This window comes from Silvibacterium acidisoli (assembly GCA_022870745.1).
In the GTDB taxonomy this organism is placed as follows: Bacteria; Acidobacteriota; Terriglobia; order Terriglobales; family Acidobacteriaceae; genus Silvibacterium.
The window spans coordinates 638,162-663,853 of record CP085323.1 but is presented as its reverse complement, the minus strand read 5'-3'; the positions used below and the strand labels follow the sequence as shown (position 1 = coordinate 663,853).

The following is a 25,692-nucleotide window of genomic DNA, read 5'->3' as shown; positions in this document are numbered from 1 at the left end:
ACGAGCGTCAGGCCCGGCGCATCTTCTTGCCGAGATACCGGTTCCAGTACATGATGAAACCGGTTACGGTCAGCGCTGGCAGAACAAGACCGAGGATCGCCCAGGCGATCTTGACTCCCAATCCCCACGACGTGCCGAAGTGCAGTGGCACCGCAAGCCACAGCAGCCAGTCGCCGAGTGTCTGGTTCTGTCCGCGATTCCAGGTCAGCAGATGGCGGCCGGTGTTCTGGTCGTAGTAGATGAAGTCTGTGTTGGCGAAATCGCCCATGTGGCCGCGCGCCATGTAGACGGTGAACATCGGTGTTGGTCCCGAGCCATAAAAGCAGCCTTCGAGCGCGCCCTGTGGCGAGCGCTGCTGCGCATCGTGCAGCACTGTGAGCAGATCGAAGCCTGTAGTGTCCGGCTTGATCGTTTCGCCGAGGGAAACCAACTGTTGCGCTGGATATTTCGCCGTGACGGTGCGTGAGATCGATTCAATGCCCGCCGTAAAAGCCTTTGGCCATGCGAAGTAGACGCCGCTTGCAGCCCAGGTAATTGTGAAGAGCACTGTCCAGATACCGATGGCGGAGTGGAGATCCCAGTTGATGCGCTTCCAGCTACGCTTGAAGTCGACCGTCAGAGACTGCCTCCAGCGCTTGATGCCAGGCCACCACAGCACCGAGCCGCTAAGCGCAAGGATCAACAGCGCTGCCGCTCCGGCACCGTTCCACTGCTCGCCGCTGCGCCCGGCGAGCAGGTAAATGTGGAAGTCCTCGACCCAGTGCAACCACGAGCCATCGACGTCGGCATTGCCGACGATCTGGTTGCTCACTGGATGGACATAAACGTTGGCAGGGTCGACCGGCTTGCGACGGACAGCAGGCCGGCTCTTCATTGGCTCCCGCGTGGAGATTGCAAACAGGGGATTGCCTTCATCCGGGCAGTTCGCGAGGTAGACGCGATCGGCTGGATAAGCGTGGTTCACGAGATCGATGTTCTGGGCCAGTTGTTCCGGAGTGCATCCGCGCAGGTTGAGCGCAGGCACGGCCACGTGAGGGCGCGGCAACAACTCTTCCTTGAAGACGAGAATCGATCCGCTGACGCCAATCGCAATAATGTAGAGACCGACAAGAATACCTGCCCACAGGTGCACCTGGAAGAAGGCCTTTCGCAGCCACACCTGTTGCGGGTTATTGAGAAGACGTTGGCGGAGCGAGCGCCGGGCGCCGCGTTCTGGCTGTGCTGCAACTGACGGCAAAGCTGCCTCCGGAAATGATGAAAGCTATGCGGCACCCTGCCATGCGGCACCGCGCAGCACACGATCAGAAGTGCAGCTTTAGCGCCACCTGCATGGAGCGAGGTCCGCCCACCTGGTACAGCGATCCCAGTCCGCCCAGTTGGCTGTTCTGCGTGTCGTAAGCCTGGCCGAAGAGCGATGCGCCATCCGAAAGTGAGTTGTAAATGTCGCCGTAGATCGGATGGTTGAAGACATTGTACGCTTCGGCTCGGAACTGCAGACCGACACGTTCGTTGAATGGGAAGTCGCGGCGCAGCGTGATGTCTGCCTGCACGGAATCGAATCCACGAGCGACATTGCGGCCCGAATTGCCTTCCGCCGTGCCTCCATCGGCAGGCGTAAATGCGTTGTAGTTTATGGTGCGTCCGCCTGGATATTGGCTGCCGTAGAGATACAGCGGCTTCGAACGATCGTAGTTGGGGTGGTAGAAAACTGCCTGCTGTGAAGTGGTGACCGCAGTTGCGGCGTCGAGCACATCCACGGGCAGGCTCGAGCGCGCAGCGATGCGGGCATCCGCCGACCAGTGTTTCAGTACGTAGCTGGCAATGTTATTCGAGTAGTTGCCGCCGATGTCGTAGCTGAGAGCCGCCTGGAAGTTGTTGCGGATATCGTAGTCGGAAGGCGCGCGCTCAAGCGTGTAGACCGTGAAGTTGGTTGTCGCTGTGTCGAAGGCATGCGCCCAGGTGTAGTCGGCAAGGATCTGGAAGCCGTGGGACAGCTTGCGGTCGAAGCGAATCTGCAGCGCGTTGTAGTCGGACGATGCTGCATTGGTCGTAACGTAGAGCCCTTCGTGATCGGCGAAGGCCGTGTTGCCGAGCGCATCCGGATAGTAGAGCCGCTGTGCCAGCAGGCGGCGTCCTGCCGAGCCGACATAGTTGATGTTCAGCGTCTGGTTCGCGCCCACCTGCTGTTCGAGCGCGACGTTCCACTGGCCGGTGTAAGGCAGCTTGAGCTTCGGATCGTAAGCCCAGATCGGCGCGTTATAAGGCGCTGCCGCACTCGGAGCAGGAGTCGCCTGCACCTGCTGAAGTGTTGCCGGGAAAGGCGAAGTGTAGGCTGCGAATCCAGTCGTGCCGATGCCGTAATAGCCGTCGGCGCTCAACGCGGTGCCTGTGTCGTAGAATAGTCCGCCGCCGGCACGCAGAACGGTTTCCATGCCCGGCGTGCGATTCAGGATGTAGGCAACGCCCACGCGCGGCGCGAAGTTGTTGTAGGTGGTCTTCCAGAGCGAGGTGTTCTTAGGCGCGGCAGTCGTCGTCGCAAGGTCGGTAATCTGGGTAACTGTGTAGGGCGTGTTGCCGTTGGCGTCAGTCGGCGGCGGATTCAGCTCCCAACGCACGCCGAGCGAGAGGCTCAGGCGATCGGTCGCCTTCCATTCGTCCTGCACGAAGGCCGAGAAGTTGCGATTCAACGCCTTCATGTTGATGGACTGCGTGTACACATCGAGTCCCGCGGGCGTGTTGTTCAGAACCGAAGGCTCGTCATAGTAGAACGCGACTTCCCAGAGCGGCGGCAGTTTCTCCGACGTAATGAGACGGCGATAGTCCACGCCATACTTCAGCGTGTGGCGTCCGATGGTCTCGGTGAACGAATCCACGACATTGACCTGCCGCTGACGGTTCGACTGCGGCTCGAGCAGGTAGTAGGGATAGAGGCCGTAGAAGAGGAAGAACGTCATCCAGTCCCCGTCAGCAAGGCCAGGAGCGAGGCTGACGCTTAGCGGCGTGGCTCCGCCAAAGTTGTCGAGGTAGCGGTTGGACCTGTAATCGTTGCCAGTGACGCCGAAGCGGAGCTCGTTGGCAATCGAAGGCGTCAGCACCGAGCTTACGCCAAGCACCAGCGTTGTCACGTTGCGTACGGTCTGGTTTACCTGCGCCAGGTCAGTGTCCTGGCGTGCGGTGCTCTGCGAAGGCACATCGCTGTAGCGGCCGAAGAACTTGAAGCGGTCGTTGATGGTGTGATCGATGCGGATGCTGCGCGTGTCCAGGCTGCTCGGCGCAGAGTAGCCCGCGGTGTAGTAGGCAAGCCCGTTGCCCTGGTCGGCGCCGTTCGGAAGCGGAAATGCGTCGAGGAACGGCTGAAGCGCGGATGGAGCCTTGCTGCGCAGATCGTCGCTCGGCACTTCATAAAGCTTGGAAGCGACCGGGCTGGTGAGGCGCAACGCTTCATAGGAGAAGAAGAAGAACGTCTTGTCGCGGCCGTCGTAGAGGTGCGGAATGCGAATGGGGCCGCCCAGTGTACCGCCAAAATCATTCTGCCGCAGCGGCAGCTTGGCCGTGTCGAATACGTTCCTGGCATCCATCGCGTCGTTACGAAGGAAGTCGAATGCGGTGCCGTGATATTCGTTCGTGCCCGCACGCGTGGCAAAGCTGAACTGGCCGCCGGGGCTGCGTCCATATTCGGCGGAGTAGGAAGAGGTCGTTGCGCGGAACTCCTGCAGCGCGTCAATCGAGACAAGGCTCTGCGTTGTGCCGAAGGCGCTTTCCTGCGGCGTTGCTCCGGAGAAACCGGCGCCCGTATAGCCCGAAGTTGAAACGGTGGCGCCGGTGTTGGCGCTGATGCCGTCTACGGTGAAGTAGTTCGACTCCGTACGTTGGCCGTTCACGCTGATTTCGCCGCTCGATCCATTGCCTGTCGAGGGAACGACCTCGGTGCCCGGAAGCATCGTCATCAGAGACTGGAAGCTGCGGCCGTTCAAAGGCAGATTCTCCACGAACCGGTGATCGACAACCGTGCTTACCGAGGCATCGGTGGTGTTCAGGTTTTCTCCGCTGCCGTTTACTGTTACCTCCTGCGACTGCGAACCCACATGCAGCACAATATCGCGCGAGAGCTTACCGGCAACTTCAACGTGCACGTCACGAATCACCTCGGTTTCGAATCCGGGTGACGATACCCTGACCGTGTAAACGCCCGGCTTCAGCGACGGAACAAAAAACAGCCCGGCATCATTGGTCTGTGCGCTGGAAGTTTCCTGCGTCTGCTGGTTCACCAGCACAACCGATGCGTGAGAGACCACCGCTTTCGAGGAGTCAGAAACCAGCCCGGTAAACTGCGCCGACTGCGCAAGGCTCAGATTGGGAAGTGCGAAGGACGACAGGAGAAGAGCAAGCAAAGCAGAACGAAGAGAACACACGGGATTGTCTTTCTACCGGCCACGCAGCTCTTATGGAGCCTCACGACCGCTTCTGGAGTTCGGACCAGATCTGTCCGCTTTCTCAATATACGACAGATTTGGTCCTGAATCGACCTTCGTTTACCAGAAGTAGGCTTTTACCACGTGAGGCGGGCTGGCGATCATGTCCGTGACGGTGGTTTCAATCACGACTTCCATATTCTTCGTCTCCCAGTTGGGCGGCGCATCGGGGAGCACTTGCTTGAAGTAATCAGGGTTGGTGATGAGTTCGGCCGCGGCTTGTGTTCCGTCAGCCTTGATGCCGCCGATCGTAACTGTGAATTGGCCGGTCTTTGAGTCAAGCAGGCGTGTGACGAGTCCGAAGTCGTGGACCACCTGGCCTTGTTCGTCGAATGATGGATTCCAGTGCTGGCCGCCCGGCGCGCTGTCGAAAATTTCCACCGACTTCGGATTCCCGTCCAGAAACCGGTAGCGCAGATTCGAGGTCAACTGAACCGCCCACTTGTTGTTGTATGCGCCCACGAGAACCGCGGGCGAGTTGCGAAGGTCGGCGAAAGAGTAGTTCTGGCCCACGCGGAGCTGGCTCCGGCGCTCATGCTTGTCCAGGAACGTGGTCAGCTGAACAGCAGCGTAGACGTCGCCGGTGGCAAGGCCCAGATCCTTCACCGCGCGCAGATCTTTCCATGCCAGTTTGGCGTCCGAGTCTAGCGGTAACGCTTCCGTGATACGTTGCATCTCTGTCGCGAACTGCCCCTGATGCGCTGACGAGTAGCGATCGAAGAAGTCATGGGTCGGCATGTAAACAATCGGTGCCGGCACGCAGATCAATATCGGCTGAGCTGCCGAAAAACCGGGCTCCCAGAAGCGTTCAAGCGCTGCTTTCCTGTGCAGAAGGCCGGGCCATAAAATGTGCACGGCAAGAGCGAGAGCGATTGTGAAACCTGCGGCTGCGAGCCCCCAGGGGAGCGCCTGCCGGAAACCGGATTCGGGTTTCGATTTCAATTCTGGCTCGAGAAGTGCTGGAACTGCCGCTGCAGGCTCTTCCGATACGGCTTCGGACCAGCGAAACCCGGGTGTATAAGACCCGGTCGGCAGCTCGATCTGAACTCGCGAACTCTCCTGCCCGGAGTGGTAGTACTGCTCCAGCCTCCGGCGGACCTCGCCTGCCTGCACGCGCACAACCGGATCTTCGCCAGTCGCATAGTTGGCCGGCCGTCCAAAGACCTCTATTCCGATCACGCGTTCTTTGAGAACGTCTGTGCGCCCGGCAAGGGCATTCTGCACCACATACGTCAGAAACTGTTTGCCGCGCTCGGAGTTTCTGAAGAAACGGCTCTTCAGAACATGATCGAGTTCCTCAAGGATCAAAGTTTTTTGCGCAAAATCATCCTGTGGCTTCTCTACCGCCGGCCTCTCAATCGTTGCGTCTATTGGATTCATGGCGTTCCAGGGGTCCATTTCCGAACGGTCGCCATTGTAGACCAAGATCGAAGCTGCGTCGTAATCGAAACCGTAAGCTACTGAAAGCAAAGCATCTTGCGCCGAATTGGGAATCAGTGTGCCGCTACTCGCACTTCCTTTCCGTCATACTCGATTTCGCGATCGGCGCGTTGAGAAACACCGCCGCCAGCGCCGTGATCTTTTCCAACGAAGACGATCCGGAACTGGCGTTTTTCCGGCATGCCAGGGAAGGATCCTTCGCGTTTTCCGATGGTCAGCGTGCCGCTGCGGTCGTCCCAGTGAATCGGCGTGATCGCATGCATGCCTTTTTGGTAGTCGTAGGAGTCTCCGGAGTCTTCGTACAGGTCAAAGCTTCCGTCGGCTCCGCGATAGATGCGCAGCTCGATCGGTCCGCCGGGATCCTGCTCGGCATATTCGATCTCGGGGCCGAGCGGCAGGATCGATCCAGCGCGGACATACAGAGGAAGCTTGCCCAGCGGTGCTTCCACGTCGAGATCGCTGTTGCCCTTCACGGTTTCGCCGGTCCAGAAGTCGTACCATGCAGGAGATTCAGGCAGGTATACCTCGCGCTTCGTGGCATTTGCTTTTAATACCGGGCTGACCATCAACGCCGGACCGAACATGAACTGATCGCCGATATTTGCAACCTTCGGATCGGTGCGCCAGTCCATGATCAGCGGGCGCTGAATGGTGTAATCCTGGTCCGTCACCTTCCACGCCAGCGAATAGATGTAGGGCATCAGCCGGTAACGCAGCTTGTCATACGAAACCAGGATGGGTTCGGCATTCTTATAGCTCCACAGCTCGTTGGCCGGGCGATGACCGTGCGTGCGGAAGATCGGGCAGAAGGTTCCGAACTCGAACCAGCGTGTGTAGATGTTTTCGAAGTCTGGTTCTTCAGCCTTGCCATCGATAGGAGGAATGTAACCGCCGATGTCTGTCGTCCAGTATGGGTAGCCGGAAAGAGCGAAGTTCAATCCGGCTGCAGGCTGCTTCGACAGTGCCCACCATGTGCTGTACACGTCGCCCGACCAGACGGTTGCTCCCACGCGCTGCTGACCTACAAAAGCGGAACGCGTCAGCAGAAAGACACGCTTCTTGTCGTTGTCCTGCTTCCAGTGCTCCTGCGTGCCGATGGTGTGCAGGAGAGGGAAGACGTTCGTGTACTCCGCGCCGTTGCCGATGGCGAGAGTCTTGTTGCGCAGAATCGCGTCGCCGAGATGAGGGAAGTACTCTTCCGGTTCGGCGCTGTCGAGCCAGAAGGCATCCCATCCCTGTGCAAAGAGCTTGCCGGTCAGATTTTTCCAGTAAAGGTCGCGCGCGGCGGGATTGCTCGGATCGTAGACGTGTGCTCCGGGAACGTCGAAGTGATTCGCCTCCATCTGCTTGAAGTTTTCAGAGCGGGGATCGAGCAGGGCCCACGCCGAGATCATCGCGTGGATGTTCATCTGGTGGAGCTTTTCGAGATCGGCAGGAACGTCATGATAGTTCGAGTTGAAGATCGGATCGCCTTCGATCTTCCACCAGAACCAGTCCTGCACGATGGCGTCGAGGGGAATGTGCTCGTCACGGTAGCGTTTTCCGACGTCCAGGATTTCGTCGAGAGAGATGTATTTGTCTTTGGACTGGAAGAAGCCGTAAGCCCACTTGGGCAGCAGGGGAGTGTGTCCCGTCATGCTGCGGTATTGATGGATGATGCTGTCCATCTCCGGCCCATAGATGAAGTAGTAATCGATCGACTTGCCCGCGATGGAACTCAGGCTGATATCGCGCGGAAAACGATTGTCAAAATAGGAGAGCGCCGCCGTGTTCCACAGGATTGCGTAGCCCCGGTTTGACACGAGAAAGGGAATGGCAACATCGGTGTTGTTCTGGCCGAGTTCGACGGTTGCTCCACGATAGTTGAAGAGTCCGCTCTGATGCTGGCCGAGCCCGTAGATACCCTCCGAGGGATTGGCGTTGAAGCGGTCTTCGACCTGAAAAGTATGCTCGCCATTCAGAACGACCGGCTCGTAGGTGCGGGGGACGTTTCTGCTTTCCTGCAGAAGCTGGTCTCCCGCCATGTCGTGAATCAGAATGTTTCCGCGCGAGAGCGAGAAGTCGATCTGAAGCTGCGCAGTCTTCAGCGTGGCGTTATCGGCGTTTTTCGTGAAGGTGAATTTCCCGCCGGGGCAGGACTCTTTCTGATCGAGCATCCACGGCTTCGGAGAGCTGGTGCTGCCGCCTTCAGGAACGGTCACGACATGAATGACGGAGTCGCTGCAGACGGTGATGTTGACCTGTTCACTGCCAACCGTTCCGTGAAGGCCGGTGGCGGATTGTTCTGCCGAAACCGGTGGCAGATCCGGGGCCTGCTGGCCAGAGGTTTGCGCATAGATAGGAAGTGCAGCAAAAAGAAGCGAAGGCAGCGTGAAGCGAAGGCATGAACGCATGTGAGGAAATTTCCTTCCATCGTGACTGCGAAAAATCTGCAAAGAAAAACGCGGTGAAACTGCCTGTGATGCTCGAGGCAGTTCCACCGCGCGGTGTTTAGAAAGTGGCGCGAATATGGAGCTGGAGGTAGCGCGCCGGGTACTGGTTATTGGACTTGCCAAAAAGTCCGGAGGACAGATCTGAGTTCATGCCCAGCAGGTTGGCGCGGTTAAAGAGGTTGGTGACTTCTCCTTTGGCTTCGATCTGCATCTTCTCGCCGAAGAACCAGGGCGTGTGGAAGAAGCGCTCGAAGGTGAAGTCCACGTTATTGTATCCAGGACCGTCGTAGGTGTTGCGGCCCAGGTTTCCTTCCTGCCCGAGAGCGGGAGTGGGGAAATCGGAGGCCGAGAAGATTCCGTTGATGAAGGCCTTGCGGCTTTGTCCCTGCAGGTGGCGGCCAAACTTCGGCACGTTCGGCAGGTCGAAGTTTGAGCCGTCGGCGTTGTAGTCGCCGCCTGAGTTGCCAATTACCTGGCATCCTGGAATCTGACTGCAGGGTGGCGTGGTGTTATTTACGGTAACGTTGTACACCGGCGAGAACGCCGCTGAGGTGTAGACGGTAAATGGCAGACCGCTTTGCACGATCCAGACGCCGCCAAATTGCCAATCGCCGAATACACCGCGCTCCCATCGCGAGCTGTAGGAGTTCGGGGTGGTCCAGGTTCCATCTGCGGTGAACTGCTGGCGGATATCGAAGTCCGCTCGTCCACGTTGCGCTTTGAGATCGTTGTTGACGATTACGTCAGAATTACCGCCATTGAAGTTGCCGGTGACGTTTCCACCGTCGAGCGATCCAGCAGTGCTGAGGTAATCCAGAGCCTTGCTCCAGGTGTAAATGCCACGGAAGGCGACACCATGCGTAAAGCGTCGTGCCAGCGTCGCCGATCCGACACTACCAAAGGAGTTGCCGTTTGAATATGCGTACTGAATGGTGTTGAAGTTCGGATTGAGTCGCTGCAGGCTACCCTTGTTCACGACCAGGTCTCCGCTGAAGCGGTTGATGTCCTGATTAAAGATTGGCAGGTGCCGTGCGGCGGTTCCCGAGTAGTTCAACTCGAAAACCATGTTGTAAGGGAGCTCCTGTTGAACACTGAGAGTCCACGCTTCGACCCTCGTCAGCTTGTAGTCCGGCGAGAATGCGCCGAGGCTAGCTCTTTGAATGGTCTGACTACCGTCTGGATTCGTCAGCACCGCTCCGCCCGAGGAATTAAGCGTGATATTGCTGGTATCGACGATCGGGCAGACCTCGGTAAAGCCTGTGGGAGCGCTGCAAAGTTGGAAGTTCGGTATTGTTCCCTGTCTTCTGTCCAGCGAAGGAGTGTAGTAGTTCGGAAGGTTCCCGGCGGTGATATCCGTAATGTGCAGGTAGGGCGGCTGGTCGTTAAACATGCCTACGCCACCGCGCAGGGCTGTCTTGCCGGTGCCGAAGATGTCCCACGAGAAACCGATGCGAGGCCCAAGACCCCAGATGTTGTGATCCAGAACGTGCGGGCTTGGGGTGTAGCCGGTTGTGCCGGTCGCGACTGCCGTGTTGAAGTCACCGGAACCCAGAGTGAAGTTCGTGAGCCTGGGTTGATTGATGGCGAAGAAGTCTGCCATCACGTCATAGCGAAGGCCGGCGTTGAACGTGAAAGTCGGAGCGATCTTCCAGCTGTCCTGGACGAATGCGCCGGTATAAAGCGTGCGGTACCGACGGGTGTACGGAGCCTGCTGGTGCGTGTTGAGATCGACGGGGGTCCCCGACTCGGTCAGTGCTGCGTCCTGCACGAAATCGATCAGGTTGTTGAAGTTGTAGGTCGGACGCGTAAACGCACCGGTCTGTAAGGCGTTTTCGCGAATATTGAATTGCTCGAATCCAAACTTCAGACTGTGGTTCTTAAAGGTGGTCTGCATCATATCGCGCCAGCCCATCGTCTGCTGGGTGAAGTTGCCAGGCCCCCAGTTGTTGAAGTTCTGCAAGCCGGTGACATTGACGTAAGGGATATTCATGGTCGGTGCGGCAAGGTCAGAACCGTAAGGACGAATGATGTTCGCGCCGGCTTCGTTAAGCAGCCTTGGCGAAAAGGTATGTGTGTAGTCAACGTTTACGAAGTCTGAGCTGTTCTTTTCGTCGTCATTCAGAGCGGGACGGGGTGTCGCGCCCTGCGAGGTGACGTAAGTACGAATCCCAGTCACGTATAAGCGATCGTTTTGGCGGATGTAGTAGTCGCCACGTACGCTCCATTGGTATCCGTCTTTAGGAACCGAATACGCGATGTTTGCGGTGCCCAGCGCAGGCAGCGTGAGAGGAAGGTTCGCGGGTGGGGTAGTGATGCCCGAATTTGCCGCCAGTACCTGTGCAACAGTCTGGATGCCGCTCGTGGGGTTGGAAAGCGGGGGCGCGGTAGTCAGAATCTGAGTAGCGATATTGTTCGGCAGATTCGTCTTCGCCCAGTTGGTGAAGTCCGGGGTTTCCACCTGATAGGTGCTGGCATTGGTCGTGCTCGAACGCAGCACGTCAACTGCACCGAAGATGAAGAACTTATTCTTGATGATCGGCCCACCGAAGGTCGCGCCGATCTCGTTGCGGGTAAAGGTGGGGACGGTGTTATTGAACTCGGTGTGTGCCGAGAGGTTGTTGTTCAGGAAGTAGTAGTCGATGCTGCCGTGAAAGTCGTTGCTACCCGACTTCGTGAAGATATCGATGGTTGCGCCACCGTTGCGGCCCTTTGCGGCGTCGAAGTCGTTGGTGCGGATGTCCATGGACTCGACGATGGCCGGGTTCGGCGAGATTGAACTGCCGCCGCCGCGGGAGGGCGTGTTCGTGTAGGCTCCGTCAATCTGATAACCGTTTTCTTCCTGGCGGAGACCGGCGGCGTTAATGTTGATCGCGTATTCATTCGTATAGTTGTCGCCCGAGGTGACGGCGGAGCCGGTCATGCCGGGGGTCAGCGTCGCCAGGCTGTAGACGTTCTGGCCGGGAAGCGGGGTGTTTTCGACCGTCTTGGAACTGACGACCGAGGAGGTAGTCGGCGTTACCAGGTCGAGCTGAACGGCCGCTGCCTGGACGGTGACGCTGGTCGAAGTTGATCCCACATTGAGCGCCGGGGTAATGGTGCGAGTCTCACCCGGACCGAGGACCAGGTCCTTCTGGTCCCAGCTGGTGAAGCCGCTGGCCGTGACATGCACGACATAAGTCGAGGCCCCGATGCTGTCGAACCGGAAAAATCCGCTCTCATTGGTTGTGATCGACTTGGTTATATTCGTTCGGGTGTCGGTGATGGTGACGGTCGCTCCTGCAACCGCGGCCCCGGTCTGGTCCTGCACCGTTCCCTGGATGCCGCTGAGGAACTGGGCGAATGCCCAGGATCCGTAGAACACCACCAACAGCAACGCGAAGATTTTCGCTGTTTGCTTCATGAATCGCCTCCACCGGAAAACTCTCGCCCGCGCAACCTATCCCGCAAGCGTCGAGAAAAGTGACAATTTACCGAATGCCTTGAACTCGGAGCCCTGGCACCCGGATCGGATTCCGCTACCCATCCTTAATAGGGAGGGTGGAACCTGCTCTCCAACTCCGCGCCGATCACTCGAATGCCCACGTGGGAGAAGTCACAAGTAATTCACGGTTAGCTACCGTGGTCTTACGTAGTCTGGAAGAGGGCTACATCGTTCATTTCAGATCGGTTATAGGCAGTCAGCTGTTGTGCGGAAATTTGCGGGGGATGGGGCGTTGACTCTGGATTTTGCGAGGGGAACCGCTTGAATAGTGGGGAAAAATCTCAACCATAAGGTTGAGCTATGGTTCGGGCATTCGGATTATGGAATCGTCCGGGCTCAGAGATAAGGGAATTTTGGCGGTGACCGCCTTGTCAATTAGCCGATCGATTTCTACGTCGGACGTCCCAACCGCAATGCCATATTGGTTCCAGGAAATGCCATTCGAGATTCTCATTTGCAGGCATCAATGGGGGAGCCGCAGGACTTGCGCGGTCCGATAAAACGATTACACTGGCGGAGCGTTTACTATGCCCTGCCGTCAATGGATTTTGTCGCTCGTCGTGTGTGCCTCATTCGCCGTCCAGGCGCAGGAGAGTAAGTCGCCCATCGCGAACATTGAGTCGCTGATTCGAGCCCAAAGCTACGATCAGGCGATGGAGGCGACCCGGTCGGCGCTAAAGCAGAGTCCCCGCGACTACCGGCTTTGGACGCTCGAGGGGATCGTGCTTTCCATCCAGGGAAACCACCCCGAAGCCCTGATGGCCTTCGACAAGGCTCTGAGTCTTTCGCCCACGAATATGGCTGCGCTGAAAGGAAAGGCCGAGCTTCTCTACGAGAAGCAGGACAAGCGTGCCGTCCCGGTCCTGGAACAGATCCTGCGCGGCAGCCCCAAAGACGAAATCGCCCACGGCATGCTTGCCATGCTGGAAGCGCAGCAGGGAGACTGCCCGGAGGCGATCAGCCACTTTCAGCTGAGCGAGAATGCGACCCGAACGCAATCCGCCTCGCTTGCCGCTTACGGCTCCTGCTTCATGCAATTGAAGCAGCCCGAGAGAGCTGTGCCGGTCTTTCAGCAGCTGGTAAGCCTGCTTCCGGATAATCCCGACGCGAAATACGATCTGGCCGTGGCGCTGGTCGAGTCACACCAGAACGATGAAGCACTGAAGCTGCTGGAGCCAATGGTGGCTGCGAGCCAGGCCGACCCGGATGTGCTCAGCCTCGCCTCCGAAGCCTATGAAGCCAAAGGGGATACGCCGAAAGCGGTGGCGCTCCTGCGGCAGGCTATTGTGCTTAGCCCCTCGACACCCGGCTACTACGTTTCGTTCGCGATTATCTGTCTCGAACACGATTCCTTCCAGGTGGGCATCGACATGATCGATGCAGGTCTACAGCATGTCTCGGCCGACCCGTCGTTGTACATCTCTCGCGGATTGCTCTATGTGCAGCTCGCCAAGTACAAGGATGCCGAGGCGGACTTCCAGAAGGCCGATGCCCTCGATTCCACGCAGAGCCTGGGCTCGTACGCTACCGATCTTGCTGAAATCGCCGGCAACGATCCTCAAAAGGCATTGGCTAATGTTCGCGTTCAGCTTCGGAACCATCCCTCAAGCCCGTACCTGCATTTCGTGCTCGCAAAGATCCTCTGGAGCCAGGGAGGCGCTTCAGAGGAAGCGGAGCGGGAGGTGCTGACAGCGATCAAGCTGAAGCCGGATATGGTTCCAGCGCACGACCTGCTGGCCGACATCTACATGCGTGAAGAGAAGTTCGATCGTGCGATCGAGCAGAGCCGTATCGCCTTGAAGGAACTGCCTTCCGATCAAAGCGCCCTCTTCCACCTGATCATGGCGCTTCGTCATGGCGGACCGGCAGGCCAGCGTGAAATTCCGGGGCTGGTGAAGCAGCTTTCTTCCTTGAAGCAAAGCGAACGCGACGACGAAACGAACAAGATGAAATTCAAGCTGGTAGAGCAGAAGGCTCCCGCGGCGCAGTAGAAGCATTCCCGTTGCCTGCAGCCATTGAAAGGCTGTATACAGGTGCGCACATGCGACTTCGCTACATTGGCTCATTTCTGTTTTCTGCAGCTCTTTGCCTGTCTCCCGTTCTCGTCTCCGCGCAGGCGCGCTCGCCCCAATACGCGCAGCTACAGAAACACCTGGCACAGGGATGGAATACCTGGGACACGAACAGTGTGATGACACACGTCTTGTTGCCGGAGGGCCTCGCTATCAGCGTGGGCATCCGGCATCAGGCCACAGAGTTTTCGGGCGGATTTCTCCGTGAAGCTCTGATCGGCCGCCAAGGCAAGGATGACGAGCGTGTCATCCCCGGCTCGCACGCCTACGACGGCAGCTACACCGATCTGAAGCTGCTGTGGCACGGACACCAGGTGCGCGTACAGAGCGCCCATGACGGAAGCGACCTGGTGCTGCTTATATCTCCACTCGATGCATCGAGTGGTGCGCACCTGGCTCCTGAGGTGGTCTTTTCGGTCGGCATGCTCTGGAACAAACCGGGCGCTATCGTAAAACGGAACGGGCATATTGAGGCGCATCTCGCGAATCGCACTCTTCCCGTCTACCTGTCTGCAAAAGATACAGAAGACGTTTACGTGCCGCTCTCGGGGAGCTACTTTACTGCGGATCTGAAGCAGCCGATCGTGTTGAGCACCGGGAAAACTCGAACTGTGCAGGAAGCACAGGCGATCCTCGATCGCGAGAAACATGCCTACGACGCATCCATCGCAAGCTTTGGCGCACGCGCGCCTGTGGCCGATGCGATTCAGACGGTTATCGGCTGGGACACCATCTACGAACCGCATGGTCAGCGTGTCATCTCGCCCGTCAGCCGAATCTGGAGTGTGGGCTGGGGCGGCTACGTGCTGTTTGATTGGGATACGTTTTTCGCTGCAACGCTCGCAGCCGTTGGCGACCGCGATCTCGCTTACGCAAATGCCATCGAGATATGCAATGAAGCTACGCCGGCGGGATTCATCCCGAATTATGCACGGGCAGGCGGATGGAAGAGCGGCGACCGCTCCGAGCCGCCTGTCGGGGCGATCACAGTGCTCGGGTTGTACGAAAAATTTCACGACAAGTGGCTTCTGGAAGATACCTTCACGCCGCTGCTCACGTGGAACCGCTGGTGGGCCGAGCATCGCGACATGCAGGGATACCTGACCTGGGGCAGCGATGGCGAGAATAAGCCCGTGAACCTGGACGATGGCAGCTATGGCACGCGCCTCGGGGCGATACTGGAGTCCGGTCTGGATAACAGCCCCATGTACGACAACGCCACTTACGATGCCAGGACGCACCAGCTTGAGTATGCCGACGTGGGCTTAATGGGGATGTACATCGCCGACTGCGATGCTCTGGCGAAGATCGCGGACGTGCTGGGCAAGTCGTCCGAAGCGAATGAGTTGCGCGGACGAGCCGCGAAGTATCGCGCAAAGCTGGCGACACTATGGGACGAAAAGACCGGCATCTTTCTCAACAAGGATCTGCATACCGGCGAATTCAGCTATCGTCTTTCGCCGACGAACTTCTATCCGATGATGGCAAAGGCCGCAACGCCTGAGCAGGCGCAGCGCATGGTCAGGGAGCACCTGCTGAACCCCAGCGAGTTCTGGGGCGAGTGGGTCATTCCATCCATCGCGCGCAACGATCCCGCCTTCAAAGATCAGAACTACTGGCGAGGCCGCATCTGGGGGCCGATGAATTACCTCGTCTACCTCGGCCTTGACAACTATCAGCAGCCCGCGATGGAAAAGGCGAAGCGGGAGCTTGCGCAGAAGTCGCTCAACCTGTTCCTGCGTGACTGGAACACGAACGGCCACGTGCATGAAAATTACAACGGCGACACCGGCAACGGAGACGATGTGCCCAACAGCGATCGCTTCTATCACTGGGGAGCCCTGCTCGGTCTGATGAGTCTGGACGAAGGAAAATGACGGGGAAATGCACGGTGGGGGAATCGTGCAACCGTGCTACGCGTTCCAAGGCAATATGAGGAGTAGCGTATGTATCGATTAGATGCAGGAAAGCTTAATCCAAGCTGAAGGCAGCAAAATTTCCGCGACGCACGGGCTCACCTGACCTCTTCGCACGTCGACGTTGCCTTTTCTCCCAATCCCTCTGAACTCAGGGTGATCGCTCTTCCCGTCCACCAGATCAGGGCCCCGGAAGCATAACGGGCGCCCGATCCAGAGACCACGTTCGCGAAGATCTGTGATTCTCCATGAATCGGCACTACCGCAAGGTGATTGCTTCCGCTATTGATGTATTCGACCGAGAAGGTGCCGGATGGAAGCCCCATTGCGGCTCCGTGCGCATCGCAGTGATACTGAGCACGTGTCCGGGAAACCGGCTGATTGCCTCTCACTGCAATGGTCAGACTGGAAGCGACCGCAGGCGCCTGTGCAGCCAGCGTTAAGAAAGCCAGTGCGCCCAACATTCGGATATTTCGCATACTCTCCTCCGGGAAAAGAGAATACATCGTTCGCCTTATAGATTTCGTACGGCGAGGTGTTTCCTGAGATAAATGACATGCGTCATTGATATAAGTTAACGATGCTGGGAAATACAGCTGTATATAAGTCGAAACTATTTTGTTAGCCGCGTATTCGGTTGGGAATGAACGTTAAAAATGTTGTTATGCCTTGAAAAGTGATGCTTTTGCATAATGTGCAGGGAGTTAATTGGTGTTACTTTTATATCGCCGGGCAGTAACTTTAACCTGGCAAGATACAAGTTACTTATGTAATGAGATGTTCTGCTCTCCGCCTTTTCATCAAGAAGTGCCTGCGCCGAGGTTTTTTGTCACGGCAGGCCCTTTCGCAGTATGTGGAGCAGGAATCGATTTTTGGAGGTAGGCGATCAACAGTATGCCTGTATATACGAAACAACGTTATTGCTTTCCACTTCGCCTCTCGTCGACGATGCGTCAGCAGGCGAATGACCTGGCCCAGAGCGAAGGGCTCTCTCTAAATCATTTCATCAGCCTGGCGGTTGCCGAGAAGATCAGCCGCATGGAGCACAGCGTCTGGCTGAAGGAACAGGCACGATTGCCGCAGGAGCGGCTCAACCCCGCGTCCCCTCTGCCACGGCGCCGGCCTTAGGCGGCAGGATCACTTTCTGTCTCCCGCTGCATGTAAAGGTTTTGCAGCGGGCGCCTTTCCGATCGAAGCGTGGCGGGCAAAAAAAAGAGCCGGCACCAGACTGGCTGATGCCGGCAGAGGTAGAGCGAAAGTTTTAGGGAGCTTCAGGCAGCATCTGCGCGCGACGATTCTGCTGGAGGCAGCTGTCGGTGTCTTCCGTGCAGAATGGCTTTTCCTTCCCGTAGCTCAGGACTTTCATCCGCGATTCGCTGACGCCTGCTTCGACGAAGGCCGCTCGCGTCGTGATGGCACGCTTAAGCCCCAGGGCGATGTTGTATTCGGCGGAGCCCCGCTCGTCTGCGTACCCGGCGATCGTGAAATTGATCTCAGGATGCGCGTTGAGATATGCCGCGTCCTTTGCGACGCCTTCCTTCGCGTCGGGGCGCAGATGCTCGCTGTCGTAGTCGAAGAAGACGTCGGCCATGTTCTTGTAGAAATCGCTGTTGTCGTTGGCTGGCGGAGGCGCCGTTGCGGTACTGCTCGCAGCCTCTTCGCGGATGCGGAAGGTCGTCTGGCAGCTCGATGTGACCGAGGCGTCCGAGGCGAGTGAGGCCCGGCCATCGACGTGATAGACGCCGGGAGCCAGGTTAGACGTATCGACAGTGACGAGGCGGCCGCTGCCCTGGATCGTTCCAGCGCTGGCCGTCCAGCTATAAGTCACGTCGAGTTTGTCGGGAAGCGTCATGGTTTCTCCGATAACCTGCACTGCGCTGCCAGGCGCTACCTCTGCCACATTCACGCCGCACGTAAATTGAATCTCCGAGCGTGGCGGCGGTGGTGGAACCCGCATCGGCGGGGCGGGCGCGTATCGCGTGCCTCCAAATCGATACACAATGCCGGTGCTGATCTGCAGCTGATTCTGCTCATCGTTGCTGCCATTGGAGAAGCTGGTGCGAAGAAACTGGGCATTGAAGGCGCGTACCGCCCAGTGAGGTGTGAGGTTGATGTCGAGTCCGCCCCCGGTCGAAAATGCGAAGGCGGTGTCGCTGCTTTTCGATCCCGTACTGGTGGGGAAATACGAGCCTGTTCCGCGCGCCGCTCCCGCCAGGAACTGACCGAAGAAGGCGAGGCGTGACAGGTTCCACTGCGCGCGAGGGCCACCCATGTAAGTGGTGAGGGTAAGATTCTGGCCGAGGTCGCTGATGTTGGTGGCGTGGCCGGCGGTGACCATGCCCGCCACTCCCAGCCATTTCCATGCGTGATAGTCGCCTTCGACATACGCGCCGTTCATGGTGAAGCACTGGCAGGAACCTGGCGGAGCGTTTGCGTTGATGAGGTTGTAGCCGCCTGAGAGATCAAAGCGAGAAGAGTATTCCGAATCCTGCAGGCGGTTCTGAGCAAACGCTGCAGAACCACCTGCCAGTAAGAGTGCAATCGCAACTAACTTCGAGCGGGTCATCCATTTCTCCTGTGTTGAAACGTCTGGTTCTGAGTGTGTCGCCGCTTAATAGAGCAGCGACACACTCGGCGAAGTCGTCAACGGACTCGTATTGAGCAACACGAATCTGTCAGGAGTAATGGCGTAGATGACCGTGGATCCATCTCCGAGCAGATAGCGACCCGCTGTGGCTGGGGTTGCGTTGCCGTTTGGATTGGACAGGGCGTAGGTGGTTGTCGTCGTCGCCCCAAGCTGCAGGATGTTCAGAGTACCGACACCTATGTTTGCGTCCAACGTGGTTGTGGCCTGGCCGGCGCCGTTTGCGGTGAAGTGTCCCGACTGGGTGATGCTGGCCAGTGAGCTCGCCGGGATGGAGGAGTAGACGAAGGTTCCGTTGAGCGTCGCCAGGCTGTATGGTGCGCCTGTCTGCAGCTCGATGTGACCCAGGCCGGCGTAGCCGCTCTCGAGGAAGTAGCCGGTTCCGTAGTCGGTGAGGTAAACGATGCGCGGAGCCGGCGCACCCGTGGGCAGGCCAAGGATGGCAAGCAGCGCCGAGATGAGGTTTGGCGGCTGAGGATAGTTCAGCTCGCTGCGTCCGTTGGTGGCTATCTGGCAGGTTGAAGTGCCGGTAGCAGTGGAGTTGCCGAGGAGCGCCTGTAGCAACGTGTTGGAGCCGGAGATGCCGGTGAGGTTGTCGACCAGGGCGGTCAGGCCCGCGCTGTCTACGTTGGTGGTGTTGCAGGTGCCCGCCCCGTTGCCGGTGGCGCGGAAGACGGTTGCGGTCGAGAAGTTGAGGACACTCTGCAGCACCGATCCGACCAGACCAGGATCGGACTGTGCGTTTTCATATCCGATGAACGGTCCGTTCAGGTAGCTGTTGTCGAACGCGGTTGTGGTCTGCAGTTGCGCCGTTCCTGAAAGCAGCGTGTAGGAGGAGTGTTTGTCGATCGACATCACGAACGCCTCGTTTGCATTCACGATGTAGACCGCATAGTCGGTCGGATAAACACCGTCGGAGATGCTGGTGTTGTTGAGCTGCATTGTCAGACGTCCGTTCTGGTCGGCAGTTCCATAGCTGCCGTTCAGAGGAGCGTTTGCGAAGTTGGTGCTGGCGATGTTGGCATCGGCGCTACCGCCGCTGATTGCACCGGCGCCGTCGGTTGTGAACTGGCCGACAGTGGCCACCGGACCGGAAGCGATTCCGATGGTGCAGGAGATCAGGCATGGCGTGTCGCCGGAGAGACCGAAGGCATAGCTGCCCTTCAACCCTGCTGCGAACGTGGCTGGGATCTGGGCGAGGAGCGAACCAGAGCCCTTGGTCCCGACCAGCTGGTTGTTGTCGTACTCGATGAGGCTGCCCTGCGTGGCGATCGTAGCCGGCGCGACAGGAGCCTTAAGCGATATGGCGTAGGTTGAGGTCTGAGCCGTGGTCTTATCCGGATTCAGAGTCGTGATGGTGATGAAGCCTCTGCTGTCAGCATTCACGATGTAGGTCGCGAGGAAAGTCTGCGTCGCCACGGTAGTAGTGGCTGGCGTCGAAGACTGGTGGTTGGAGTCGAGCTCGCCGCCCGTGATACCTCCAACGCCATCGGCAGTGAAGCTGCCTACCGTCGCTGTCTGGTAAGCGAGCACGCCGGCAACCACATCGTCATATCCCTGGAAGAGATAGGCGTAGGGGCCGCTCAGCTCCGAGTCGTTCGGCGAAGTCGGATACGTGACCAGGAGAATCAGGTTGGCTGTGGCCGTGGCCGACTTGGTATCGGTTACGGTGACGGTGAAGCTGCTCGCGCCCGGTGCAGTCGGCGTACCGCTGAGGATGCCGTCCGGCGACAACGTGATACCCGCCGGCAATGCGCCAGCTGTAACCGCGTAATCGTAGGTCGGTGTTCCTCCGGTGGCCTTCAGCGTGTAGCTGTAGGGCGTGTTCAGGATGGCGTTCGGCAATGTTGCTGTCAGCGACAGAGTTCCGGAAGGCTCGATCGTAATCGTCTCCGGCCCGGAGGCTGTCTTCTGCGGGCTTCCTGAATCGGTCACCGTTACGGTGAAGGGACTGGTTCCCGGTGTTGTCGGTGTGCCACTGATGGTGCAGCCGGTGAGCGTGAGGCCCGCAGGCAGCGTGCCGCCAGTGACAGCACAATTGTAGGGGGATGTTCCGCCACTGGCCCCGATGGTGCCGGTGTAAGGCACTCCCACGGTGCCAGTCGGCAGCGTCGTCGATGTGATGGTCAGCGAGGCGGGAACGATTACGATCGTCTCCGGTCCGCTGGCGGTGTTGGCAGGGGTCGAGGAATCGGTGACCTTCGCCGTTACCTGGAAGGTGCCCGCTGTGGTCGGTGTACCGCTGACGGTGCAGCCGCTGAGTGTCAGGCCCGGAGGCGGTGTGCCGCTGGTGACAGAGCAGCTGTAAGGAGCAGTACCGCCGCTCGCACCGATGGTTCCACTGTAGGGGATACCTACGGTTCCATTAGGCAGAGTGGAGTTGGTGAGCGTAAGTGCTGCCGGGGCGATCACGATTGTTTCGGGACCGCTGCCAGTATCCGCCGGGGTCGCCGAGTCGGTGACCTTAACGGTCACCTTCGAGGTGCCGGCGGTGGTGGGCGTTCCGCTGACCGTGCAGCCGTTGAGGATCAGGCCTGCGGGCAGGGTTCCGCTGGTTATGGAGCAGCTGTAAGGCGAGATTCCGCCGTTGGCGCCGATGGTGCCGGTGTAGGGAACGCCTACTGTTCCAGGAGGCAGCGTCGTAGACGAGAGGGTCAGTGTTGCCGGTGCGATCACGATGGTCTCGGGACCGCTGGCCGTATTGGCCGGGCTGGCCGAGTCAGTGGCTTTCACCGTCACATTGAAGGTTCCAGCCGAGGTAGGCGTTCCGCTGACGGCGCAGCCATTGAGAACGAGGCCTGGAGGTGGTGTTCCACCCGTGACCACGCAACTGTAGGGAGCGGTTCCGCCGCTGATTGCAACGTTTCCGGTGTAGGCCACACCCACTGTTCCGTTCGGCAGGGTGGAGCCAGTGAGGGTCATCGCTGCCGGAGAGATCACGATCGTCTCGGGGCCTGTCGCGGTCTTTGCCGGGTTGGCAGCATCCGTAACCTTCACGGTTACATTGAAGGTTCCAGCAGTGGTTGGGATACCGCTGACGGCGCAGCCGTTGAGAACGAGGCCTGGAGGAGGCGTTCCGCCGGTGACAACGCAGCTGTAAGGCGCAGTGCCGCCGCTCGCGCCGATGGTTCCGCTGTAGGCGACTCCGACGGTTCCGTTGGGCAGGGTAGTAGAGGTAAGGACCAGGTTGGCTGCCGAGATCACAATCGTCTCAGGGCCGCTGGCGGTGTTGGCCGGGCTGGCTGAATCTGTAACTTTGACTGTTACCTGGGAGGTGCCCGGCGTTGTCGGCGTACCGCTGACGGTGCAGCCGCTGATAGTCAGCCCTGCAGGCAGCGTGCCGCTGGTGATGGCGCAGCTGTAGGGCGCAGTGCCACCGCTAGCGCCGATCGTCCCGGTGTAAGGCACGCCGACGGTTCCAGGAGGCAGGGTTGTAGAGGTGAGCGTCAACGTGGCCGGGGCGATCACGATCGTCTCCGGACCACTGGCGGTATTGGCCGGGCTGGCCGAGTCTGTAACTTTGACTGTCACCTGGGACGTTCCGGCTGTTGTCGGTGTGCCGCTGACGGTGCAGCCAGTGAGCGTGAGGCCCGCGGGCAGCGTTCCACTGGTGATGGCGCAGCTGTAGGGCGAGGTGCCGCCGCTTGCGCCGATGGTTCCGGTGTAGGGTACGCCAACGGTTCCGTTAGGCAGGGTGGTGGAGGTGAGGGTCAGGCTGGCCGCCGAGATCACGATGGTCTCGGGTCCACTTGCAGTGTTGGCCGGGCTTGCCGAATCTGTAACTTTGACCGCTACCTGTGAAGTTCCGGCGGTGGTTGGGGTGCCGCTGACGGTGCAACCGGTGAGGGTGAGGCCCGCGGGCAGCGTTCCACTGGTGATGGCGCAGCTGTAGGGCGAGGTGCCGCCACTTACGCCGATGGTCCCGGAGTAGGGTACGCCGACGATTCCGTTGGGCAAGGTCGTGGAGGTCAGCGTTAGCGTGGTCGTCGTGGAGTTGTTGATCGTTATCGAGGCCGAGGCGGTTGCCGTGGCTCCCGTGGAGTCAGCAACCTGGACGACGAAATTCGAAGAGCCTGCCGCAGTTGGCGTGCCGGAGATGATGCCTGTCGATGGGGCGATCGTAAGCCCGGCTGGCAGAGTGCCCGACGAGATGCTCCAGGTGTAGGGAGCGGTTCCGCCGGTTGCGGTGAGGGTCGTGGTGTAGGCTACGCCAACCGTGCCTGCCGGTTGCACTCCACCCGTGACGGAGAGATTGCCGGTTGTACCGCCCGAACTGACGGTGATCGTCTCATTCACCTTGACGGTATCCGGTGTGGCGTCACTCTGGTCTGTGACCTGTACGACAAATGTAGATGTGCCCACCGTGGTCGGCGTGCCGGAGATGGTTCCATTGCTCGCATTGAACGTCAGGCCGTCCGGCAGAGTTCCGCTGGCGATGCTGAGAGTGAGTGTGCCGGTTCCGCCGCTCGCGGTCAGGGTCGCAGAGTAGGGAGTGCCGACCGCGCCTGCCGGCAGCGTTCCTGAAATCGCAGGAGCAGGATTTACGGTGATGCTGACCGTCTTGGAATTCGATGTGTGTGCGATACCCGCAGTCAGCGTTACCTGCAACGGGGCGGTAAGGCCAGATGGAGCGGTGTAAGTTATGTCAGCGCCGGTTGATGCTGAAAGCGTGCCGCAAGTGCTGCTGCTGCAGCTTGCACCGCTGAGAGCCCAGGAAGCCGTTTCGCCCTGGGCGATCGTGGCCGTGATGTTCACGGACTGACCGGCGTCCATCGTGATCGACGAGGAGGAGAGCGACGCAATGCCACCTCCCGGATAGCCGCTGCTTCCGCATCCGCTCAGGAGGGCGGAAAGCGACAAGACGAAGAGAAGTGCACAGATGCTGACGGAGTGTGCCTTCTTTCGCAGCGGCTGGACCTTACGATTGGCAGGTATGTTCATTCGAGACCTGAACGATGGAGGGAGGGACGCGGTCATAGACATCGGGACATTGCTCCTTGGCTGATCACAGGCGCACGGCATCGCAAGCGGCCGGAGGCCGCTTCTTGAAGGCCGTTAAAATTTCGTACAGAGTTTGTGCCTCACCAAGCCGTGCGAACTTATGCGGCGGCTGACAGGTATCAGGAAAGAAGTTAGTAACTATCGCCCTGATTACTTATGTCCAGTCGATAGTATGTCCATTGCGTTAGTACGAAACGCCGTCGCGAGAAAATATCCGTGTTTCGATGTTGCCGGTGATATCAGGGCGTTGGAATGGGGTATTTTGCAGGTGACGCCTGGCCGCTTTACGGTTTTTGGAGTCTTGGCGGGTGGTAACTTATCTGGCTGGATTTTTAGCCTTGTTAAGTTAGTCCGATATATCTGACTTGATCTGGATTATCCGGGCGCACCGCGTTCCTTCGCGGACGGCCACCGGCCGTTCGAGCCGGCAGAGATTGCCTCAGTGGAAGCGCTCCAGCATCTCCTCGGAGTTATTCAAACCGCCGCTTCATAAGGCGCTGGCATTTGAGCCGCTGATCTCCAGAATTGCGAGGGAGCTTATAGCAGGCGAATCTTAGAACAGCCTTAGAAAAAGGCATCGTGAACAGTGATTTATGCGACGAGAGATGCGTTGGAATTATAAAGGCGAACTGATGGCTAATCTGAATTTCAGCTGAATCTAAAAAAACATTCGCGTCACACTCTATTCATGCTTCTTGAATGTTTCTCACTCTAGGTTTTGAAACATGCATATGTCATTCTCTCCGGACTACCCCGGTATAGTCCGTCTTCGCGAAGGAATATCTCCACATTCTGCATCGCCGGAACAACCCCCGAGGGGTGGCGGCTTCAGCAGGACTTAAGGTTCAAATCGTAATCTTTCACAGAGATTGATTCACAGAGATTGAGTAGTTGAGTCTGGCGCTCGCTTGGATAGCAGGGCTGGCCAATCACAGCTCAATGCGGCAGCTATCACCGATCATCAAGGAGCATCATGCACTTCAAAACGCTTGTTCTTGCCCTGGCCACTGCCTCGACCCTTATGGCGCAGACCTCGACGCACTACCGAATCACGCAATCGTATCCGATAGGCGGAAGTGGGAGCTGGGACTACATCATCCCCGATTCAGGAAACCACAGGCTCTTTATTGCTCGTGAAACTCATCTGATGGTTGTCGACGAGGACAGTGGCAAGCTGATCGGAGAGGTTACGGGCATCAACGGAGCCCACGGGACCGCCATTGCCGCAAAGAGCGGACATGGCTTTGCCACTGCCGGCGAAGATAAGGCAGTAGTAATGTTCGATCTCAAGACGTTGAAAGCTCTCGGCAAGACTCCCGCGGCGGACGATGCAGATGCGATTCTCTACGATGAAGTCTCCAACCGGGTCTTTACATTGAACGGTGACGCGAACTCCTCAACCGTGATCGATGCTGCTACAGGAAAGCTCATCACCAACATTCCACTCAACGGAAAGCCCGAGTATGGGGTGTCGGCTGGTGACGGCAAAGTCTATGCCAATATCGCCGACAAGAGTGAGATTGTTGAAATCGATGCGAAGAAAGCAACTGTGACGAAGCGGTGGTCCACAGCACCCTGCAAGCAACCTGTGCCCCTGGCGATCGACAAGGTGAACCACAGGCTCTTCAGCGGATGCAGGAGTGGTGTGATGGCTGTGTCGGACTATCGCGCTGGAAAGGTTGTCACGACCGTGCCCATCGGCAGCGGCGCGGATGGTGCTGCGTACGACCCGGAGAGCCACAACGTATTCGTTGCCAATGCTGACGGTACGCTCACGGTAATTCACCAGGACGGAGCCGACCAGTACCAGGTTGCACAGACGCTCACAACCCCTGTTGGCTCGCGGAACCTCGGTCTCGATCCTTTGACTCACCGGCTTTATGTCGCATCGGCCAAATTCGGTCCGCTGCCTGCAAGTGGCAAGGGAAAGAAGCCGGTACTTCCGGGCACATTCACGCTGCTTCGCATCGAAGCAGACTCTGCTGCCCATTGATCCCATCTGGCCGGAACCAAAGCATCAGGTTCCGGTCACCGATGGTGGACTGGGACCACCGCTTTCATGTATATCGGGAGAGCGATCCCAGGATATGGCTCCTGGGCCGCTTTGTATCTCCATTCCATGACGCTCTCGTTGAGAATAGTGATGGTCTGAGTAAGTTTGTCTTGTTTCGATCCCCAAATTAAGACTGATTTAAGGTTCACTTTTTAGCCTATCTACATGTGCCTCATTGTCA

12 protein-coding genes are annotated in these 25,692 nt (G+C 58.4%); 4 read left to right on the top strand and 8 right to left on the bottom strand.

All coding sequences use genetic code 11. From position 1 onward, the window contains the following. Window positions 1-7: 7 nt before the first annotated feature. The 5 genes from LJD29_RS02700 to LJD29_RS02680 all read right to left on the bottom strand — a co-directional run bounded on the left by LJD29_RS02700 (window position 8) and on the right by LJD29_RS02680 (window position 11,744). Window positions 8-1,237 (bottom strand): PepSY-associated TM helix domain-containing protein, encoded by a 1,230-nt coding sequence (locus tag LJD29_RS02700; RefSeq protein WP_446744216.1) that lies wholly within the window; start codon window positions 1,235-1,237, stop codon window positions 8-10. A gap of 64 nt (window positions 1,238-1,301) precedes the next feature. After that, window positions 1,302-4,412 carry a TonB-dependent receptor gene (locus LJD29_RS02695; protein ID WP_446744215.1) on the bottom strand — a complete coding sequence of 1,037 codons (3,111 nt, stop codon included), beginning with the start codon at window positions 4,410-4,412 and terminating at the stop codon, window positions 1,302-1,304. 120 nt (window positions 4,413-4,532) lie between these two features. Further along, a complete protein-coding gene (locus LJD29_RS02690; protein WP_446744214.1) occupies window positions 4,533-5,942 on the bottom strand; it encodes a hypothetical protein in 1,410 nt (469 codons plus the stop codon). Window positions 5,943-5,965: 23 nt separating this feature from the next. Next, complete coding sequence (locus tag LJD29_RS02685; RefSeq protein WP_446744213.1) at window positions 5,966-8,305, bottom strand: glycoside hydrolase family 31 protein; 2,340 nt, start codon at window positions 8,303-8,305, stop codon at window positions 5,966-5,968. Between the two features lie 97 nt (window positions 8,306-8,402). Further along, window positions 8,403-11,744 (bottom strand): TonB-dependent receptor, encoded by a 3,342-nt coding sequence (locus tag LJD29_RS02680; protein ID WP_446744212.1) that lies wholly within the window; start codon window positions 11,742-11,744, stop codon window positions 8,403-8,405. A gap of 608 nt (window positions 11,745-12,352) precedes the next feature. Here LJD29_RS02680 and LJD29_RS02675 point away from each other — a divergent pair. Together LJD29_RS02675 and LJD29_RS02670 are read left to right on the top strand one after the other, a co-directional pair. Beyond that, a complete protein-coding gene (locus LJD29_RS02675; protein ID WP_446744211.1) occupies window positions 12,353-13,816 on the top strand; it encodes a tetratricopeptide repeat protein in 1,464 nt (487 codons plus the stop codon). A gap of 50 nt (window positions 13,817-13,866) precedes the next feature. Next, window positions 13,867-15,774: an MGH1-like glycoside hydrolase domain-containing protein gene (locus LJD29_RS02670; RefSeq protein WP_446744210.1), complete on the top strand. Its 1,908-nt coding sequence runs from the start codon at window positions 13,867-13,869 to the stop codon at window positions 15,772-15,774. 137 nt (window positions 15,775-15,911) lie between these two features. Here the strand turns inward: LJD29_RS02670 and LJD29_RS02665 are convergent, their stop codons facing one another. Continuing rightward, window positions 15,912-16,292 carry an MliC family protein gene (locus LJD29_RS02665; protein ID WP_446744209.1) on the bottom strand — a complete coding sequence of 127 codons (381 nt, stop codon included), beginning with the start codon at window positions 16,290-16,292 and terminating at the stop codon, window positions 15,912-15,914. A 415-nt stretch (window positions 16,293-16,707) separates the two neighbouring features. Here LJD29_RS02665 and LJD29_RS02660 point away from each other — a divergent pair, with 415 nt between their 5' ends. Further along, window positions 16,708-16,941, top strand: a complete 234-nt coding sequence (locus LJD29_RS02660) for a hypothetical protein (RefSeq protein WP_446744208.1) — start codon at window positions 16,708-16,710, stop codon at window positions 16,939-16,941. A gap of 133 nt (window positions 16,942-17,074) precedes the next feature. Here the strand turns inward: LJD29_RS02660 and LJD29_RS02655 are convergent, their stop codons facing one another. Beyond that, entirely contained in the window at window positions 17,075-18,379 is a 1,305-nt protein-coding gene (locus LJD29_RS02655; RefSeq protein ID WP_446744207.1) for an OmpA family protein, read from the bottom strand. Between the two features lie 45 nt (window positions 18,380-18,424). Next, window positions 18,425-23,398, bottom strand: a complete 4,974-nt coding sequence (locus LJD29_RS02650) for a beta strand repeat-containing protein (RefSeq protein WP_446744206.1) — start codon at window positions 23,396-23,398, stop codon at window positions 18,425-18,427. Between the two features lie 1,033 nt (window positions 23,399-24,431). On the opposite strand from LJD29_RS02650, the gene LJD29_RS02645 reads away from it, so the two are divergent. After that, the gene (locus LJD29_RS02645; protein ID WP_446744205.1) at window positions 24,432-25,451 is read left to right on the top strand and encodes a YncE family protein; all 1,020 of its coding nucleotides are present in this window, start codon (window positions 24,432-24,434) and stop codon (window positions 25,449-25,451) included. The last annotated feature ends 241 nt before the right edge of the window (window positions 25,452-25,692 follow it).

Excerpts from the sequence above, each read along its gene's own strand:
- LJD29_RS02655 (WP_446744207.1), bottom strand. The coding sequence starts at position 18,379 with ATGACCCGCTCGAAGTTAGTTGCGATTGCACTCTTACTGGCAGGTGGT.
- LJD29_RS02645 (WP_446744205.1), top strand. The coding sequence starts at position 24,432 with ATGCACTTCAAAACGCTTGTTCTTGCCCTGGCCACTGCCTCGACCCTT.
- LJD29_RS02675 (WP_446744211.1), top strand. The coding sequence starts at position 12,353 with ATGCCCTGCCGTCAATGGATTTTGTCGCTCGTCGTGTGTGCCTCATTC.
- LJD29_RS02685 (WP_446744213.1), bottom strand. The coding sequence starts at position 8,305 with ATGCGTTCATGCCTTCGCTTCACGCTGCCTTCGCTTCTTTTTGCTGCA.
- LJD29_RS02650 (WP_446744206.1), bottom strand. The coding sequence starts at position 23,398 with ATGAACATACCTGCCAATCGTAAGGTCCAGCCGCTGCGAAAGAAGGCA.
- LJD29_RS02670 (WP_446744210.1), top strand. The coding sequence starts at position 13,867 with ATGCGACTTCGCTACATTGGCTCATTTCTGTTTTCTGCAGCTCTTTGC.
- LJD29_RS02665 (WP_446744209.1), bottom strand. The coding sequence starts at position 16,292 with ATGCGAAATATCCGAATGTTGGGCGCACTGGCTTTCTTAACGCTGGCT.
- LJD29_RS02680 (WP_446744212.1), bottom strand. The coding sequence starts at position 11,744 with ATGAAGCAAACAGCGAAAATCTTCGCGTTGCTGTTGGTGGTGTTCTAC.
- LJD29_RS02660 (WP_446744208.1), top strand. The coding sequence starts at position 16,708 with ATGCCTGTATATACGAAACAACGTTATTGCTTTCCACTTCGCCTCTCG.